Origin of the sequence: Rhizobium sp. CECT 9324 (assembly GCF_918741265.1) — a bacterium.
Lineage (GTDB): Bacteria > Pseudomonadota > Alphaproteobacteria > Rhizobiales > Rhizobiaceae > Allorhizobium.
In genome coordinates, this window is sequence record NZ_CAKKMZ010000001.1 from 2,708,997 (window position 1) to 2,726,032 (window position 17,036).

The following is a 17,036-nucleotide window of genomic DNA, read 5'->3' on the forward strand; positions in this document are numbered from 1 at the left end:
TCAATCTCTGGGCGTAGCGTTCACTCGCTAGCCCAAAAAATGTTACGGCATATCAGGGATGTCGCAGACACGGTCAAACCGCGCCAACTGCTTCAGATCGTGTGTTTTATGTTCCAGCGATCATGATACCAGAGCCATTGCTCCGGATGCTCCCGGACCCAGGATTCGACCTTGTCGTTCAACACCTGCGCGGTTGCAGCGACGTCCAGTTGACCCTTGTCATTATGGGGGAGATCAATCTTCGGCTCGATCTCCAGCCGGAACCGATTGCCGGGCAGACGAATGCAGCGCGCCGGATAGATGTCGCAACCGAACTGCCGGGCAAGCTTGGCCAGAAGCGGATTGGTCTGAACCGGATTGTTGAAGAACTGCGTCTGCACGCCGCGCTGGAATTTCTGGTCGACGAGCACGCCCACGCCACCGCCCTGCTCCAGCTGGCGCGCCAGGGCAAAGGATGACCCCGCATGCGAGGGAACCAGCTTGCCCATGCGCTTGCGGCGAAACTCGAACACTTTTTCCGCGATATACGGATTGTTCGGCGGCCGGAACAGCACCGTCACCATAAGGCCGAATGCCGCCCCTGCGACAGGCAGCAGTTCAAAATTCGCCGTATGCGCGGTAAAGACGATGAACGGCCGCGGCTGATTGCGCAGCTCCATGAAGATCGGCACGCCCGACACCTCGATCCGCCCCTCACCCGGTCTATCCGGGTCGTAGTCGAACAGCTGGTCGAGAAAGACATATTCGGCCGCAAGCCGACCCATATGGCCCCAACTGGCGAGCGCAATTGCCTCACGCTCGGCCTGGGGTTTTTCCGGAAACGCGTTGCGAAGATTGACCATCATCAGCGTGTGCCGGCGCGTCTTCGGCCCGATCCAGCGCATCAGTCGATCGGCAAAATCGATCGCCGCATCGGCCGGAAGCACCTTGAGCATGCTGAGAAAGCCGAACGCCGCCTGCGCAACCATCCACTGGGACAGCTTGCGCAGGGCGAGCACGATGCGGGTGATGATCATCCGCAATGGATCAATCCATCTTCAGGAGGATTTTGCCGAACACCTGGCGACCTTCCATGCGGGCAAGTGCCTTGTCGATATCGTCGAAGCTGACCTGTGTATCGATCACCGGATGCACCAGGCCGCGCGCCATCTTCTGCATGGCGTCCGCCATGTTCTCCATCCGGCAACCGAAGGAGCCGAGAAGTTTCAGCTGTTGCTGGAACAGCATCATCAGGTTGACGTCGGTGGATACACCCGATGTCGAGCCGCAGGTGACCAGACGACCACCGCGCTTCAGGCAGAACATCGACGCTGCGAACGTATCCTTGCCGACATGTTCGAAGACGACATCGACACCCTTCTTCTTGGTCAGCTTGCGCACGACACCTTCGAAGCGGTCCTTGCGGTAGTTGATGACATGATCGGCACCCAGCGCCTTGGCCGGCTCGATCTTGTCGTCGGAACCGACGGTGGTGATGACCGTGCAGCCGATCTTCTTCGCCAGCTGGATGGCAGCAGTCCCGATACCCGAACCGCCGGCATGGATGAGGATCGTTTCGCCCGGCTCAAGCTTGGCATTGTCGAACAGCATGTGTTCGACGGTCCCGAAAGTGACAGGGGCAAGCGCTGCGCCAATGGCATCAACGCCCGGAGGGGCCGGAACCAGCAGGCGAGCCGGAAGGTTGATCTTTTCCTGGGCAAAGCCGTCGAGATGGAAACCGTGCACGCCGCTGACGTTTTCGCACAGGTTGTCACGGCCTTCGCGGCATGGCTTGCACAGGCCGCAAGTCCGCGCGCCATAGATGGCTGCAAGCTGTCCCGGTAGGATGTTGCCGACACCCGGGCCGATCGCCTCGACGACACCTGAGGCTTCCGCACCGATCACCAGCGGCATCTTGCGCTTGGCAAACGCCATGCCGCGCCAGCCCCAGACATCGATGTGGTTCAGCGCCACAGCCTTGACGCGAAGGGTCACCTCGCCCGGACCGGGTGCATCGGGCTCCGGCAGATCGACGATTTCAAGCTTGCGGTCTTCGACGAGTTGCAATGCGCGCATAGGATTTTTCCCCGCCCGGCGGGCGTTAGTTCAGGTCTACCAGTGTTGCGAGGCGGATTACGCCGGTTCCCGCGTCATGACAAGGCTTGCGTTCTGGCCACCGAAGCCAAACGAGTTCGACGCAACCGCCGAAACATCGGCGTCTCGCTTCGCGTTCGGCACCACATCCAGCACGATCGACGGATCGGGATTGGTGTAGTTGATCGTCGGCGGCAGTGTGCCGGTCAGCATGGTCTGGATCGAGAACACCGCCTCGACCGCACCGGCAGCCGTGAGCGTGTGGCCAATCATCGACTTGTTCGACGAGCACGGGATGCCATCCTTGAGGCGATCGCCGAAGACCGACAGCATCGCGCCGTATTCCATCTTGTCGTTTTCCGGCGTCGATGTACCATGGGCGTTGATATAGCCAACCTGCGCTTCCGACAGACCCGCATCGGCAAGTGCCGCCTTCATCGTGGCAATCGCCGGGCCACCGTCAGGCGACGAGCGTGTACGATGGAAGTGATCGGCCTTTTCGCCACAACCCTTCATGATGCCGAGGACCCTGGCGCCGCGTGCAATCGCTGCTTCCAGCGATTCCAGCACCAGCGTGGCTGCGCCTTCGGCAATCACAAAACCATCGCGTTCCTTGCTGAACGGCTTGGATGCCTTTTCTGGCGGATCGTTCTGGGTCGACAGCGCCGACAGCAATGCGAAACGCACCACCGATTCCGGGCTGATCGAACCATCGGTCGCAACAGTCAGTGCACGGGTGGTGCGGCCCCGGCGAATGGCTTCGACGCCCAACTGGATGGCGGTAGCCCCCGAGGCACAGGCGGTCGACAAGGTAACCGGCAGTCCGCGCGTGCCGAACCTGTCGGCCAGACGCTCCGAGATCGCCCCGAACTGGACAGCTTCGAGAAACACCGGATCAGGCTTGGCGCGCATGGCGGCGAGGAAACGCACATAGGCATCGCCCGGCTCGGAGGCCGGTGGTGCGCGGTCGGCGAGCGCAAAACGGTCATGCCATTCGGGTTCGACCGGAGGGGCCGCGAGAAACAGCGGTCCATTGAAGTCGCCATCGATACCGGCCTGCGCCAGAGCCTCGATCGTGGTTTCGCGTGCCATCGCGTAGGACCGCTCGACGGAATTGGGGGCCGGCACTTCCAGGAAGTCCACGGTCCCGGCAATGCGGGTTGACATGCCTTCGGTATCAAAGCGCTTGATCCTGTGGATCCCCGACTTGCCCGAGGTCAGCGCCGACCAGTTGTCGGAAAGCCCCTGGCCAAGCGAGGTGATGACGCCCATGCCGGTGACGGCGATGATCGGGCGTCCAAGGTGGTCCGTGAAACGGTTGTCAGTCATGGATCCAGTCTCCTCAAGCATCTGCCGAAAGAACGGCAAGACCTTCGCCGCGCACGTAGCCGACGGTCGTCACGACCGCGTGCCGGGCAGGCTTTGCCTGCTTGGCCTCGTTGCTCTCGTCGAAGACCGGCACGATCGCACCGCTGTCGATCGACAGGGCAGCAAGCGCCAGTCCAACCGGGAATTGCGCTTCGAGCGAATGACCGATGGAGCCGGCATAGCCGCGTACGGGAACCGCGCCGAAACGGGCTTCCAGGGTTGCCTTTTCGCGCTTCGACAGATCGGCCATGCCGGATGCGCCGGAGAACACGATCGTGTCCGCTGCATCGAGAGCGTCAGCCTCCGGTGTGATACCGGAGAGCCGTTGCTCGAAACGTCCATCATCACGATTGCCCCGGTCGCCTTCCACAGCATCCAGAACACAATAGATGTGAGCGCCGCGGGCCTCGGCGTGTTCGCGCGATTCGAGCACCAGGAAAGCGCCGACTGTGCCAAGGATCATGCCGCCACCGTCCGTGCCGTCACGCGACCACAGTGGTTGCCATGGGCCAGTCTGGTGGGCACGAATACCCTCGACCAGAAGCAGGATGTCAGGGCGTTCCGAAATGAAGGCGCCGCCGACCAGGGTATGGGTCGACTGACCGGCCTTGATCCGCGAATACGCGGTTTCGATGGCCGAAATCCCGGCCGATTCTTCGCCCATGAACGTGCGCGACGAACCAGTGACCTTGTGCACGATCGAGATATTGCCGGCGAGCAGATTGGACAACTGCGCCAGAAACAGCGTCGGACGCAGTTCGGTCGTCAGCTTTTCGATCAGCAGCTTTTCGCGATCATTGCGCTTCAGGGCCTCATCGACGATCAGGCTGTCGACGGCGATGTCACGTTCGCCGCCACCAGCTGCGACGATCAGATCCATCGAGCCACAGGCTTCGACGTCATCCTTCATGCCGGCATCGTCGAGCGCGAGACCCGCGGCGAACACGCCGAGGCGCTGCCAGTTTTCCATCTGCCGCTGATCCTTGCGGCCGATCTGGGCCGACCAGTCGATCTCCGGCAACGGATGCACGACATAGGGTTTGAACTTGTCCGTCTCGAGCACCGGATCGGGCGCCTTGGACGACGACAAGAGGGCGATATGTGGTTCCTTGCCGGTTCCATGGCATGTCACAATGCCAATGCCGGTGATCACCACATCATTCGGATTCTTGACCATATGCAATCCTCTCGCAGGCCCCACGGCCAGCGTCAAAAGCTGGGTTTTCCCGATCCGCGCCCGAAGGTCAATAGGCGATTGCGCCGGAAGGCACGAGCAGCCCTCAGCGGGCTGCCGCAATCGCATCGATCAGGCCGATATCCTCGGCGCGCTTGCGCACGATCGGCGCCAGCGGAATTTCGCTGAAGGGCATGGTACGCAGCTTCAGCTGGGCATCGCAAACCTTCTTGCCCTCCGAGGTAATGCGCGCCTTGGTCACGGCAAAGCCGGAACCGTCATGTTCGAGGTCTGCCTCGATGTCGAGCACGGCGCCGGGCTCGACAAAGGTCCGCATCTTGGCGCCATCGACGGCCATCAGGAACGGCATCGCCGCGAAATCCTTGGCCGCGAGCACCAGCAGGCCGGATGCCTGGGCCATGGTCTCGATCAACAGGACGCCGGGCACCAACGGCATGCCGGGGAAATGACCCTCGAACACGGGGCTTTCCATCGGCACGACCGAGCGGGCCTTCAAACGTCCAAGGCCGAGATCCACGCTCTCGACCTTGTCAATCATCTGGAAATATTCAAGCAGCATGACGATCTCCGCCGTTTGAGCGGATCAGCCCTTGGCAGCCTTGAGTTCGTCGATCTTGGCACAGAGGTTCTTCAGAACGAAGTATTCCTCGGTCGAGACCTTGCCCTCGTTGACTTCCTGGGTCCACTGCTCGAGCGGGATCTTGATGCCGAATTCTTTGTCGATCGCAAAGACGATGTCGAGGAAGTCCAGGCTGTCGATGCCGAGATCGTCGATCGTGTGGCTTTCCGGCGTGATCGTCTCGCGATCGATTTCGCTGGTGTCAGCAATGATGTCGGCAACTTTGTCGAATGTAGCGGTCACGCTCGTACCTCATATGTCTTAAATTCTGTGTTCCACATAGGGAAAACAGTCTTAAAAGCCAATGGCCGTTTTAAGACAGGATGAAATTTGCCACCGAAGTGTTGCCTAAACAGCAATCGAATGGCGTCCCTTGCCATTGGAAAGGTAGCTGTCGAACACAGCGGCAACCGTGCGGGCAAAGGGCCGGCCGGTTTCGGTCAGCCGGAATTCATCCCCGGCGATCTCACATATCCCGTCCCGATTGTTCCCCGCGAACTGCCGGGCCTCGGCGATCACCGTTTCGGCAAGATGGCCGAAATCTGTTCTCAACCCGGAAAACGACACGGCGAAGCGGCACATGATTTCCTCGATCACCCGGGCGCGCATGCGGTCCTCGTCCGATACGGCGATACCACGGACGGCGGCAAGACCGCCGCTATCGGTCATCCGTTGATATTCGCCGGTTGCCGGCATGTTCTGCACATAACCCTGCGGCAATTGCCCGATAGACGAGGCGCCGAGCCCGATCAGCGCCTTGGCCCCGTCATCGGTATAGCCCTGGAAATTGCGGCGCAGCCGCCCTTCCCGCGCAGCAACCGCCAGGCTGTCACCCGGCAGGGCGAAGTGGTCGATGCCGATCGCCTCGTAACCTGCGGCCAGCAGCATTTCGGATGCCATGGTCATCTGCGCGAAGCGTTCCTCGAGGCCCGGCAGCGCTACCTCGGGAATCATGGTCTGGTGTTTCTTCATCCACGGCACATGGGCATAGCCGAACAGCGCGATACGATCCGGCGCCAGCGACAGGATATCGTCAACGGTCCGGCCAAGCGTTTCCAGGGTCTGATGCGGCAGCCCATAGAGAATGTCGCAATTGACCGAATGCACGCCCCGCGCCCGGACCGCATCGACAACGGACTTCGTCTGCTCGAAGGATTGCAGCCGGTTGATCGTCGCCTGCACGAGCGGGTCGAAATCCTGCACGCCAAGGCTTGCCCGCGTCATGCCGATCTGAGCCAGCGCATCATAGCGACTGTCATCGAGATCGTTCGGGTCCATCTCGACGCTGATCTCGAAGCGTTCGCCGAAGCTGAACGCAGCTTTCAGGCAATCCATCAGCGAAATCAGATCTTCGGGTCTGACCATGGTCGGCGATCCGCCGCCGAAATGCACCGCCGACACCTTGGCCTCGCCGGAGACTAGCGCGCCGACCTTGGCGATCTCTTTCGTCAGCGATTCGAGATAGGTCGAGATCGGCTCATATTTCAGCGTATGTTTCGTGTGACAGGCACAGAACCAGCACAGCCGGTCGCAATAGGGAATATGGATATAGAGAGACAGATCCTCTTGCCCCGACAAAGAGCTCAGCCACTGCGCATAAATGCCACAGTCGATCCCCTCATGAAAATGTGGCGCTGTCGGATAGCTCGTATAGCGTGGGACCGCACCGGAATAACGGAAGAGAAGGCTGTTTTGCATGGCGAGTTGAGGCTCCGCATCGACTTGATTTTAGCCAAGGATAACTGCCGCAAATCGCGCTTCCTTTGACTTCGATCAAGTCGCAAACCGATTATTCCGCCTAGAGTTGAACGGAAGTTTTTCGGTCGAGCACCGCGGCGCGAACGGTCTAAGACGTAGGACCAAGGGTATTTACAGGCGGCATGATGATGGACGCATTCCAAAAACCACGGCCCGATTGTGAAGCCCCAACCGTCTGCCGGAACTGCGAAGCCCGCCAGGGTGGCCTCTGCTCGGTCCTGTCTGCCGCGCAGATGGTGGAACTCAACCGCCACTCCATTCGCAGGCGCGTCGAGGCCGGCAACGAGATAATCGGCCAGGGCGAGCCGGTCGGTAGTTACGGCAATATCCTGAAAGGCGTCATCAAGCTGTCGAAGATGATGGCCGACGGGCGCCAGCAGATCGTTGGCCTGCAATTTGCCCCGGATTTTCTCGGCAGACCGTTCCAGGGCGAAAGCTCGATCACAGCCGAAGCCGCGACCGATACGGAAATCTGCACCTTCCCCCGCCACATCATCGATCGCATGGTCGGCGAAGTCCCGGACATGGAACGCATGCTTCACGGCCAAGCGCTGAAGGAACTCGATGAGGCGCGTGACTGGATGCTGACACTCGGCCGCAAGACGGCCCAGGAAAAGGTCGCGAGTTTCCTCTACCTGATCGCCACCCACATCGACCCGGAAACGGTCGACACCTCAACCTTCGACCTGCCGCTGTCGCGCGCCGATATCGCTGACTTCCTTGGCCTCACCATAGAGACGGTCAGCCGCCAGATGACCAAGCTACGCAAGGACGGCACCATCGTCATCGAGAACAACCGCCATGTCATCGTGCCCAATACCGAGCGCCTTCGCGACGCCGCCGGTATTGATTGAGGCAAGCGCGGTCCGGCACTACAGCCCGACCACGAGAGCGAGCAGCACCGTGATAGCAAGAAGCAGACCGCAGGCCGTGTAAAAGACGCGCACGCCTGTGACGATGTCCTGATAGCTGGCATCGTCGCGACCGGCGGCATGCATCATCGGCTCGCTGACACGCACGCCCCCATAGATGCGTGGCCCGGCCAGTTGCAGATCAAGCGCACCCGCCATCGCCGCCTCCGGCCAGCCGGAATTGGGCGAGCGATGCAGCCCGTGATCGCGCAGCGCCGCCGAAAGCGACATCCGGCCTGCATTACGGCCCAGGCGCAACCAGGCCGCAAGCGCAAGCAGCACCGCCGAGATCCGCGCCGCCGGCCAGTTGGCCAGATCGTCCAGCCGCGCGGAAGCCCAACCGAAATCGACATAGCGCTCGTTCTTGTGGCCGATCATAGAATCGGCTGTGTTCAGCATCTTGTAGGCCAGGATCCCGGGCAGACCGGCGACCGCATACCAGAAGACCGGCGCCACGACGCCATCGGCAAAATTCTCCGACAGGCTCTCGATTGCCGCCCGGCAGACACCCGGACCGTCGAGTGTCTTCGGATCACGCCCGACGATCATCGACACCGCTTGCCGTCCACCTTCGATTCCATCCTGTTTCAACCCGCGGGCAACGGCTTGAACATGATCACCAAGGCTTTTCTGGGCAATGAACACGGCAGCCACAATGGCTTCGCAGGCGAGACCGACGGCTCCGAGACTGTCAAACAGCCAGGATAGCGAAGCTCCCGCCAATACCGAAACAGACAGCAGCAGCACGATCGACAGCACACCGTTCAGACGCCGACCTTCCGGCGTGAAGCGTGCATTGTTCAGATGTTTTTCCAGAAAACTGATCCCGGCACCGAACAGGACCACCGGATGCGGCAGGCGCGACCACAGAACTGGCGGATCGCCTATCACCCGATCAAGCACGATCGCCAGGCACAGTGTAAGCAGGTGCATCATGCTGAGCCCGCCCGCCACAGATCCAGTACCGTGCTCAAGCGAAGATCAGAATCCCCGTCCGGTGCAAGACCGAAACGCAGCCAGTTCCGGGCATAGTCGAATTTGCGGGTCAGGATGTGGTGTCGGCAAAGATGAGCGTGCAGATCCGCCGCCTGCTCGTCCTCGACCAGCGCAAACAGCCCGACGGTACCGCGGATTGTCAAACCATGCGCCGACAGGATGCTGTCGAGCCCGGCGCGGCGCGCGGCAATCTGATCGGCGATCCTTTGCCGATCTGCCGCAAAGAGTTGCGTGGCGATACTGAGTGCCGGGCCGGATACGGACCAGGGACCCAGCCACTCGGCAAAACGCCCGGTGATGCTCTCGTCCGCGATGACAAAACCGAGCCGGATCCCGGCCATGCCGAAGAACTTGCCGAAGGAGCGGAAGACGATGAGGTTCGGATCGCATATGCCAGCCATGCTGCTATCGGGGCACATTTCGCCGAATGCTTCGTCCACCACCAGAATTCCATCACTCTGTCGCAGGTTTTCGACCAGCAGCGAAAGCTGCTCTCGCGTATACAAGCGGCCGTCGGGATTGTTGGGATTGACGACAACCACAAGACCATGACGCGCATCGATTTCATCGATCGACGTGACCGCATCGACGGCAAAGCCGGCAAGTTCAAAGGCTCGGCGATATTCGCCATAGGTCGGCGCAAAGATCGCAACCCGCCGCGATGGCGCGACAAGGCGTGGCAGGAGCTGGATGGCCGATTGCGTGCCTGGAACAGGCAAAGGCAGCCGGTCGCCGGATGCGTAAAATTTACGGGCCACGGCGCCCGCAGCAAGTTCCAACTCGCGATCCGGCAACCGGTGCCAGGACCGATCGGGGATCGCCGGCAGAGGCGGCGGGCACGGATTGATGCCGGTCGACAGATCGAGCCAGTCCTTCGGCTCTCCACCATAGATGGCAGCCGCGGCGGCCAGACCGCCGCCATGCTGGATCGAGCCGCTCATGCACCGGTCTCCGCGATATCGACCAGATGCATGTAGGAGCCGAACACATTGCCGCGCCGGAGACCGACTTCGCCGAGCTTTTCTCCCAGGGCATCCTCAGCCGTGAACAAGCGATCGGCATCACCCTCTGATACCACGGTCGAATAGTGAAATTCATGCGCGGTCAAAGGTTGAGAAAACAGATCCGGTTGAAGCGATGTCAGGCGTCGATAGCCGAGATGGCGCTTGCGAGCGGCATAGCTTGTCACCAGCGGCAGCAGCCCGAGCATGGCATGCGAGTTCCCTTCACCGTCAATCAGCGCATCGCCGAGGACCATGTAGCCACCACATTCGCCATAGATCAGCGCACCACGCTGGGCGGCACTTAACATGCCGGTCCTGAAGCCGGAGGCATGTGCCAACGTGCCCGCATGCAGTTCCGGATAGCCGCCGGGCAGATAAACCGCATCGGCGTCAGCCGACGGCGCCTCATTGGCCAAGGGCGAGAAGAAGCTGACCTGACAGCCCTGCCCGCGCCACCCTTCGATCATGTGGGCATAAGAAAAGGCAAACGCCATGTCCCGGGCAATGGCGACATGTTGGCCAATGGGGGCGATCGACGAGACGACAGGTGCTCCGGACGAAAAAACATGGCTGCCGGCCAGAGCCACGAGACGATCGAGATCGCAGCAGCGCTCCATCACATCGGCCGCATGTGCGACAAAGCTTTCGAGTGCGGCATGTTCGCCTGCCTGCACCAGGCCGAGATGGCGCTCGGGCAGCGCGAGCGCGGTATCACTGCGGATCGCACCCAGCACGAGCACCTCGATTGCGTCGAGCGCGGTGCGCAGCATCGCCTCGTGACGGTCGCTGCCGACCCGATTGAGAATGACGCCGGCCACACGGACATCGGCGTGGTAAGAGACAAAACCGGAGACCAGTGCCGCCACAGATTGCGACGTCTTGGCGCAGTCGACCACCAGCACCACCGGAAGCCCGAGCAGTGCCGCAAGGTCGCCTGCCGATCCGGAACCGTCGGCCGCACCGTCGAACAGGCCCATCATCGCCTCGATCAGCAACAGACGGCCACTGCCATGACTCTCGGCCTGTGCGAGCAGGAATTCCGGCCGCATGGCCCAGGGATCGAAATTGAAACAGGTCTCGCCGCTGGCGGCCGAATGAAATGCCGGATCGATATAGTCCGGCCCGGCCTTGCCGGGCGCAAGCTGCAATCCACGACGCTTCAGCGCCCGCATCAGGCCGAGCGTCACCACCGTCTTGCCGGACCCGGACGCAGGGGCTGCGATCATCAGACCGCTCATGCCCGGTCTTTCCTCTCCTGCACGGCGAATGGGTCGGGCTGCAGCACCCGGCCGTCCAGGGCTCCAAGCCAATCGAGCGAGGCACGCAGCCGCACAACTTCGCCGACGACGACGATCGCAGGCGGCACGATACCGGCCGAGAGCATATCGGCTTCGGCCCGGCCGAGCGTTGTTTCGAGAACCGTCTGCGCCGGCGTGGCCGCATCGCAAACGAAGGCAACAGGTTCATCGACAGACCGACCGGCAGCAATCAGGTTGGCGGCAATCTGGCCCATGTGTTTCATCGCCATATACATGACGATGACCGGCGAACCGCGACCGATCGCATCCCAGTCGATCCGGTCGGGAACGACGCCGGACGAATCATGCCCGGTCAGGAACGTGACTGCATGGTTGATCTCGCGATGGGTCACCGGGATGCCGGCATAGGCCAGCCCGCCGATACCGGCGGTAATGCCCGGTACGATGCGGAACGGCACGCCATGCTCGATCAATGTGAGGGCCTCCTCGCCGCCCCGGCCGAAGACGAACGGATCACCGCCTTTCAGGCGCAGCACGCGCAGACCGGATTTCGCCAGTTCGACAAGCCGCAGCGAAATGTCGCGCTGCTTGGCCGACGGCTTGCCGCCGCGCTTTCCGGCATATTCGAGCATGGCACCGCTGCGGGCGAGCTTCAGGCATTCGTCGTTGACGAGCGCGTCATGCACGATGACATCCGCTTCGCTCAGCGCCTTGGCCGCCAGAAGCGTCAAAAGTCCAGGATCGCCCGGCCCCGCACCGGCCAGCCAGACATGGCCCGGCTGGATCGCCGGCAGGCTCGATGGCAGGGAAAGATGCGTCGTGTCACTCATGCTCATGGTCTATGTCCGGCCTATGAAAAATGCAATGCGCGGCGCGCCAGTTGCGCTTCCGGTCGCACCTCGCCTCGCCTATAAGGAAGCCATGAGCAAGCCAAGCAACGAGGTGCAGAGCGACCCGACCGGCGCAGAGGATCTGCGTCTGGAAAAACCGGATAGCGCGCTTCGCAAAGGGTGGACCACCGGCGCCTGCGCCACCGCAGCGACCAAAGCCGCCTTGACCGCTCTTCTGACCGGTGAGTTCCCCGATCCTGTGTCGATCACGCTGCCGCGTGGCGAGACGCCTGCCTTTGCCCTCGCCATCGAGGGTATGGACGGCGAGAGTGCCTATGCAGGCATCGTCAAGGATGCGGGCGATGATCCGGATGTGACCCATGGCGCAACCGTAGTGGCTAAGGTCCGCCGGACAAATCCCGGAAGCGGCATTGTCTTTGCGGCCGGCGACGGCGTCGGTTTGGTGACGAAGGCCGGACTGCCCATTCCCCCGGGACAGGCCGCCATCAACCCCGTGCCGCGCCAGATGATGACAGCCGAGGTCGAGGCGCTTTGCGTGGCCCATGGCGTTGCCTCGGATGTCGAGATCACCATCTCCGTGCCCGGCGGCAACCTGCTGGCCGAGAAGACCTGGAACCCGCGCCTCGGCATTGTCGGCGGCATTTCCATTCTCGGCACCACCGGCATCGTGCATCCGTTCTCCTGCGCGGCCTGGATCCACTCGATCCATCGCGGCATCGACGTTGCCCGCGCCGAAGGCCTGACCCATGTGCTCGGCGCGACCGGCTCAACCTCGGAAAGGTCCGCCCAGGCGTTTCACCAACTGCCTGACGGAGCACTGCTCGACATGGGGGATTTTGCCGGCGGACTGCTCAAATATCTGCGTGCACACCCGGTCCCGCGCCTCACTCTTGCCGGCGGTTTCGCCAAGATGGCCAAGCTTGCACAGGGTGCGCTGGACCTTCATTCTTCGCGCAGTCAAATAGACAATAGCTATTTTTTATCATTGCCTTGCAGTGAAAACCTTGATCAAGATATCAGAGACAGAGTTCAGGCCGCGAACACAGCTCTGGAAGTTCTTGAAATCATGACCGAAGTCGGACGAGACATTGCGTCATTCGTTGCCGTATCCGCGCGTTCGAACGCCATTGCGGTTCTACGCGACGCACCGATCGAGGTGGATGTCATCGTCATCGACCGCAAGGGGAACATTCTCGCCCATGCCGTCTGATCAAAATCCCGGGGAACGGCAAAAAATCCTGATCCTCGGCGGCACGAAAGAGGCGCGCGAACTGGCGCAGACACTGGTCGAAAACGGCCATGCCGTGACCACGTCGCTCGCCGGCCGCACCATGGATCCGATGCTGCCCGCTGGCGAAGTCCGAATTGGCGGCTTCGGCGGCGCCGAGGGACTGGCCGCCTATCTACGCGAAAACGCCTTCATCCGGATCATCGATGCGACCCATCCCTTCGCCCGGCGGATCTCCGAAAACGCCATCAAGGCCGCGGCCGATACCGGCATTTTGCTGGACCAGATCGTGCGGCCACGGTGGCAGAAACAGCCGGGCGATCGCTGGCGTGCGGTCGCCACGCTGGAGCAGGCGGCAGACCTCCTGCCCTCTGGTGCCACAGTGTTCCTGGCGCTCGGGCGGCAATATCTCGACGCCTTCGTGCCGCGCACCGACTGCCGTTTCATCATCCGCATGGTGGATGCGCCGGAGAAACCGCTCGGCTTTTTCGACTACGCGGTCGTCCTCGGCAAACCGGCAAGCGATCCGTCGCATGAATCTGATCTCATGACCGCCCACGGCATCACGCATCTGATCGCCCGCAATTCCGGCGGTCCAGCCGGTTATGCCAAGATCATCGCCGCCCGCAGCCTTGGCCTGCCGGTGATCATGCTGGAGCGCGAATAGGCCTGGTTCAAGGTCGGCGCACCACGACTGGATCAAGTGTAAGGCTGAGGCCGGACGCAGAAACGCCCCGGACAGGGCCGGGGCGCATCAATGCGACAAGAGACTGTAACTCAGTCTTCCTTGATCGCCACGATCGTGTCGTGGATCAGCTTCAGCACCGCATCTGCCTCGATATCGACGCAGATCTTCTGGCTGGGCAGATCGCCATCCCAGTCGGACGGGCCAAAACCCTTGCCGTCGGGCTTCTGGATCGTCTGGCCATCGGCAATGCCGCCGCAGACGACGCGAATCGGGCCGGAGCGGGTGGTGAAGAGTTCCCGCGCCACGACATAAACGCAGGCGCAGCTGTCATGCACGACCATGCCGTCCTGAACGCGGCCCTCGTAGAACTTGATGTAGAATTGCGACAGATCGAACAGCAGTTGCGCCCGCTTGCCGGCGGCATCGCGGATATCGGCGAGAGCCTGTCGCGTCATCACCGTCTTCAGGGTGACATCGAGCCCGACCACGACGACGGGCCATGTCGCGGTCATGACGATGTCGGCTGCTTCCGGGTCGCCATGGATATTGGCTTCGGCCGCCGGCGTGACATTGCCATTGGTGTCGAAGGCACCGCCCATGATGACGACTTCCTTGACCAGCGAAACGATCTCGGGATCTTCCTTCAGCGCATTGGCGAGATTGGTCATCCGGCCGACGGCAACCAGCGTCACCTCGCCCGGATGGGCGCGCACCATGTCAACGATGAAACGATGGGCCGGACGCGGATCAGGCTCGACATCCGTCACCTCCGGCACGCCGATATTGCCGAGACCGTCGTCGCCATGGATGAAGGTCGGCGGCTCATGGCTGACGCGGTGCGGAATGAAGGTTTCGCCGGCACCGCGGGCAACAGGCGCCTCGATCTGCCATTCGCGCTTGAGGAACAGCGCGTTACGTGTCGTGGTCTCGATCGTCGCATTGCCGAAAACGGTGGTGATGCCGATCAGGTCTATGTCGGGATGGTGATGGAGAAAGAGCAGCGCCATGGCGTCGTCGACGCCCGGATCCGTGTCGAAAATGACCTTATGCATGAAGAGAGTGCCGCCATCATATCTGAGAAAGGAAACGGCAGATCACCCGCCGCAATCCATCCGGCTTAGCCGAGGACCGGAATTGGTTCAAGGCGCGAACGAGGCGCGGATTGCCGGGCACACAGAATGTGCTGAAAGGCTCAGACGTCGGCCATGGCATATTCCTGCATCAACTGCGCAAACGCCTCCATCGGTGGAAACTTGTTATAGCTGTGCACGGCTGGCGTTCTTGCCCAGGGTAGCTTCTCGTCCGTGCAGGTCTCGATGAAGGGCGCAAGTTCGGCCGCATTGTCGAGCACGGTCGCACGCACATTGATCATCGGCCCAAACATCTTGCCGCGGGTGAAAATCCAGCTCAGGCAATGCGGGCAAAAATTGTGATGCAGATCACCGTGCATGCCGCCGATGACCGGTTCAAGACCATGGACCTCGACCGCATCGAGCGGATAAAGCGCGCTTAGCGAAAAGGCGCTGGCCGTCATCTTCTGGCAGCCGGTGCAATGACAGGCCATGGTCATCAGCGGCTTACCCCTGACCTTCAACTGCACCTGGCCACAGCGGCAACTGCCGGCGTGAATACTGGTATCATCGGACATCAGCACATTTCCTCCGCTCATGAAAATTGCGTTGCAGCCTGCAGCACCCTCGCCGCTTCGGCCGCGTGATTGCGTCTTGCGATAAATGCAAAGGCACGCGGACGCGCATCGTGCAGATACTGGTCAGGCCCGAGCATTTTCCGGGCATTCAGCTCAACCGTGTCCAGCGCATCGAAATCGACCGGCTCGATCGTGCTGCTCCAGCCGGGACTATGGGTCGACCAGCCTTTTCGATGATGCGCGAGCAGGCGATCGCGCAGGCAATATCCGTGATAGTCGAAAGCGATCACGCCATCCGTGACGAACATGTGGCCGCCGGCAAAGCCATCGTCTGGGATGATGCGCTCAGCGTGAAAGCCTGCCAGAGGTTCATGCTTCAGATAGACACCCGCCAGGATATGACAGGCGCCGTAGCCAAAGAATATCCGGTCCGGCAGTGCCCACCGCCTGACCGGATCCTTCTTGATGCCGCGCTTCAGAACATACATGCGGGAAGCCTACAGCCAGTCCCGCGAACGTCAATCTCGGCCAGGCAATCTTAGCCTGCGACCTTCTTTTTCTTCTTGCCCGCATTGCGCAGCACATGGGTAAAATCGGAATTGTAGAGGTCACTGTCGCGGAACTCGACATGGCCGAAGACCTTGCCGACCATGATCAGCGCGGTGCGGGTGATCTTTGCCTTGCGCACATCCTCGGCCATATCCTTGAGCGTCGAGCGGATGAACAGCTCGTCCGGCCAGGTCGCGCGATAGGCGATCACCACCGGGCAATCATCGCCGTAATAGGGCGTCAGCGTATCGCGGATATGCGGCAGGTTGCGAATCGACAGATGGATCGCAAGCGTCGCCCGCGACTTGCCGAGAATGTCCAGCGTCTCGAATTCCGGCATCGAAGACGCCTTCATCTCGGTCCGCGTGATGATGACGGTCTGGGCGATTTCCGGCAATGTCAGTTCGGTCTTCAGCCGCGCGGCGGTCGCGGCAAAGGCCGGCACGCCGGGCACAACGTCATAGGGAATGCCGAGCGCGTCGAGCCGGCGCATCTGCTCGGCAATCGCGCCATAGATCGACGGATCGCCGGAATGCACCCGGGCAACATCCTCACCGCGTCCATGGGCTGCGACGATCTCGGCGATGATCTCGTCGAGATGCATCGGGGCCGTGTCCTTGACGACAGCACCTTCCGGCGCGCACTTGACCGTTTCCTCCGGCACCAGCGATCCGGCATAGAGGCAGACCGGGCAGCGCTCGATCAGGCGAAGGCCACGCACGGTGATCAGGTCTGGTGCGCCCGGTCCGGCGCCGATGAAATAGACGGTCATGTTCTTGTCCTCAAGTTGCGTGCGGGGGTACCCCCCTCTGCCCTGCCGGGCATCTCCCCCTCAAGGAGGGAGATCAGATCAAAGCAGGCCCCCAGCTTCACGAAAGCCACTCTTGCA

18 protein-coding genes are annotated in these 17,036 nt (G+C 61.5%); 3 read left to right on the plus strand and 15 right to left on the minus strand.

Features of this window, described 5'->3' with window-relative positions; genetic code table 11:
• Positions 1-92 precede the first annotated feature (92 nt).
• The 7 genes from LQ231_RS13295 to hemN form a co-directional block, all read right to left on the minus strand.
• Positions 93-1,022, minus strand: a complete 930-nt coding sequence (locus tag LQ231_RS13295) for a lipid A biosynthesis lauroyl acyltransferase (RefSeq protein ID WP_230171672.1) — start codon at positions 1,020-1,022, stop codon at positions 93-95.
• 4 nt (positions 1,023-1,026) lie between these two features.
• Positions 1,027-2,055, minus strand: a complete 1,029-nt coding sequence (locus LQ231_RS13300) for a zinc-binding dehydrogenase (RefSeq protein WP_113141491.1) — start codon at positions 2,053-2,055, stop codon at positions 1,027-1,029.
• Between the two features lie 57 nt (positions 2,056-2,112).
• Positions 2,113-3,402 (minus strand): beta-ketoacyl-ACP synthase, encoded by a 1,290-nt coding sequence (locus tag LQ231_RS13305; protein WP_113141492.1) that lies wholly within the window; start codon positions 3,400-3,402, stop codon positions 2,113-2,115.
• Between the two features lie 13 nt (positions 3,403-3,415).
• Complete coding sequence (locus tag LQ231_RS13310) at positions 3,416-4,618, minus strand: beta-ketoacyl-ACP synthase (RefSeq protein ID WP_230171673.1); 1,203 nt, start codon at positions 4,616-4,618, stop codon at positions 3,416-3,418.
• Between the two features lie 103 nt (positions 4,619-4,721).
• Positions 4,722-5,195, minus strand: coding sequence for a 3-hydroxyacyl-ACP dehydratase FabZ family protein (locus tag LQ231_RS13315; protein WP_230171674.1), 474 nt, complete (start codon positions 5,193-5,195; stop codon positions 4,722-4,724).
• Between the two features lie 24 nt (positions 5,196-5,219).
• Positions 5,220-5,498: an acyl carrier protein gene (locus LQ231_RS13320; RefSeq protein WP_027675812.1), complete on the minus strand. Its 279-nt coding sequence runs from the start codon at positions 5,496-5,498 to the stop codon at positions 5,220-5,222.
• A 105-nt stretch (positions 5,499-5,603) separates the two neighbouring features.
• A complete protein-coding gene (gene hemN / locus LQ231_RS13325) occupies positions 5,604-6,953 on the minus strand; it encodes an oxygen-independent coproporphyrinogen III oxidase (RefSeq protein ID WP_230171675.1) in 1,350 nt (449 codons plus the stop codon).
• A gap of 188 nt (positions 6,954-7,141) precedes the next feature.
• Between hemN and LQ231_RS13330 the strand changes: the two genes are divergently transcribed.
• On the plus strand, positions 7,142-7,867 hold the full coding sequence (locus LQ231_RS13330) for a Crp/Fnr family transcriptional regulator (RefSeq protein ID WP_230173343.1): 726 nt from the start codon (positions 7,142-7,144) through the stop codon (positions 7,865-7,867).
• Between the two features lie 18 nt (positions 7,868-7,885).
• Here the strand turns inward: LQ231_RS13330 and cbiB are convergent, their stop codons facing one another.
• Genes cbiB through cobA form a run of 4 tightly spaced genes read right to left on the minus strand, consistent with a single transcriptional unit; the run spans position 7,886 to position 12,013 of the window.
• Positions 7,886-8,860 carry an adenosylcobinamide-phosphate synthase CbiB gene (cbiB, locus tag LQ231_RS13335; RefSeq protein ID WP_230171676.1) on the minus strand — a complete coding sequence of 325 codons (975 nt, stop codon included), beginning with the start codon at positions 8,858-8,860 and terminating at the stop codon, positions 7,886-7,888.
• On the minus strand, positions 8,857-9,861 hold the full coding sequence (cobD, locus tag LQ231_RS13340; protein WP_230171677.1) for a threonine-phosphate decarboxylase CobD: 1,005 nt from the start codon (positions 9,859-9,861) through the stop codon (positions 8,857-8,859). Before cobD ends, cbiB begins: the two co-directional genes overlap by 4 nt.
• A complete protein-coding gene (locus tag LQ231_RS13345; RefSeq protein ID WP_230171678.1) occupies positions 9,858-11,162 on the minus strand; it encodes a cobyrinate a,c-diamide synthase in 1,305 nt (434 codons plus the stop codon). Before LQ231_RS13345 ends, cobD begins: the two co-directional genes overlap by 4 nt.
• The gene (cobA, locus tag LQ231_RS13350) at positions 11,159-12,013 is read right to left on the minus strand and encodes a uroporphyrinogen-III C-methyltransferase (RefSeq protein WP_230173345.1); all 855 of its coding nucleotides are present in this window, start codon (positions 12,011-12,013) and stop codon (positions 11,159-11,161) included. Before cobA ends, LQ231_RS13345 begins: the two co-directional genes overlap by 4 nt.
• Before the next feature lie 91 nt (positions 12,014-12,104).
• Here cobA and LQ231_RS13355 point away from each other — a divergent pair, with 91 nt between their 5' ends.
• Positions 12,105-13,244, plus strand: coding sequence for a cobalt-precorrin-5B (C(1))-methyltransferase (locus tag LQ231_RS13355; protein WP_230171679.1), 1,140 nt, complete (start codon positions 12,105-12,107; stop codon positions 13,242-13,244).
• Complete coding sequence (locus LQ231_RS13360; RefSeq protein WP_230171680.1) at positions 13,234-13,929, plus strand: cobalt-precorrin-6A reductase; 696 nt, start codon at positions 13,234-13,236, stop codon at positions 13,927-13,929. The genes LQ231_RS13355 and LQ231_RS13360 overlap by 11 nt, the downstream gene beginning before the upstream one ends.
• A 110-nt stretch (positions 13,930-14,039) precedes the next feature.
• On the opposite strand, the gene LQ231_RS13365 is transcribed toward LQ231_RS13360, so the two are convergent.
• The 4 genes from LQ231_RS13365 to cobM all read right to left on the minus strand — a co-directional run bounded on the left by LQ231_RS13365 (position 14,040) and on the right by cobM (position 16,919).
• Positions 14,040-15,002, minus strand: a complete 963-nt coding sequence (locus LQ231_RS13365; RefSeq protein WP_230171681.1) for a nucleoside hydrolase — start codon at positions 15,000-15,002, stop codon at positions 14,040-14,042.
• Between the two features lie 140 nt (positions 15,003-15,142).
• Positions 15,143-15,598, minus strand: a complete 456-nt coding sequence (locus tag LQ231_RS13370; protein ID WP_230171682.1) for a GFA family protein — start codon at positions 15,596-15,598, stop codon at positions 15,143-15,145.
• 17 nt (positions 15,599-15,615) lie between these two features.
• Positions 15,616-16,086 (minus strand): hypothetical protein, encoded by a 471-nt coding sequence (locus LQ231_RS13375; RefSeq protein WP_230171683.1) that lies wholly within the window; start codon positions 16,084-16,086, stop codon positions 15,616-15,618.
• A gap of 50 nt (positions 16,087-16,136) precedes the next feature.
• A complete protein-coding gene (cobM, locus tag LQ231_RS13380; RefSeq protein WP_230171684.1) occupies positions 16,137-16,919 on the minus strand; it encodes a precorrin-4 C(11)-methyltransferase in 783 nt (260 codons plus the stop codon).
• Between the last annotated feature and the right edge of the window lie 117 nt (positions 16,920-17,036).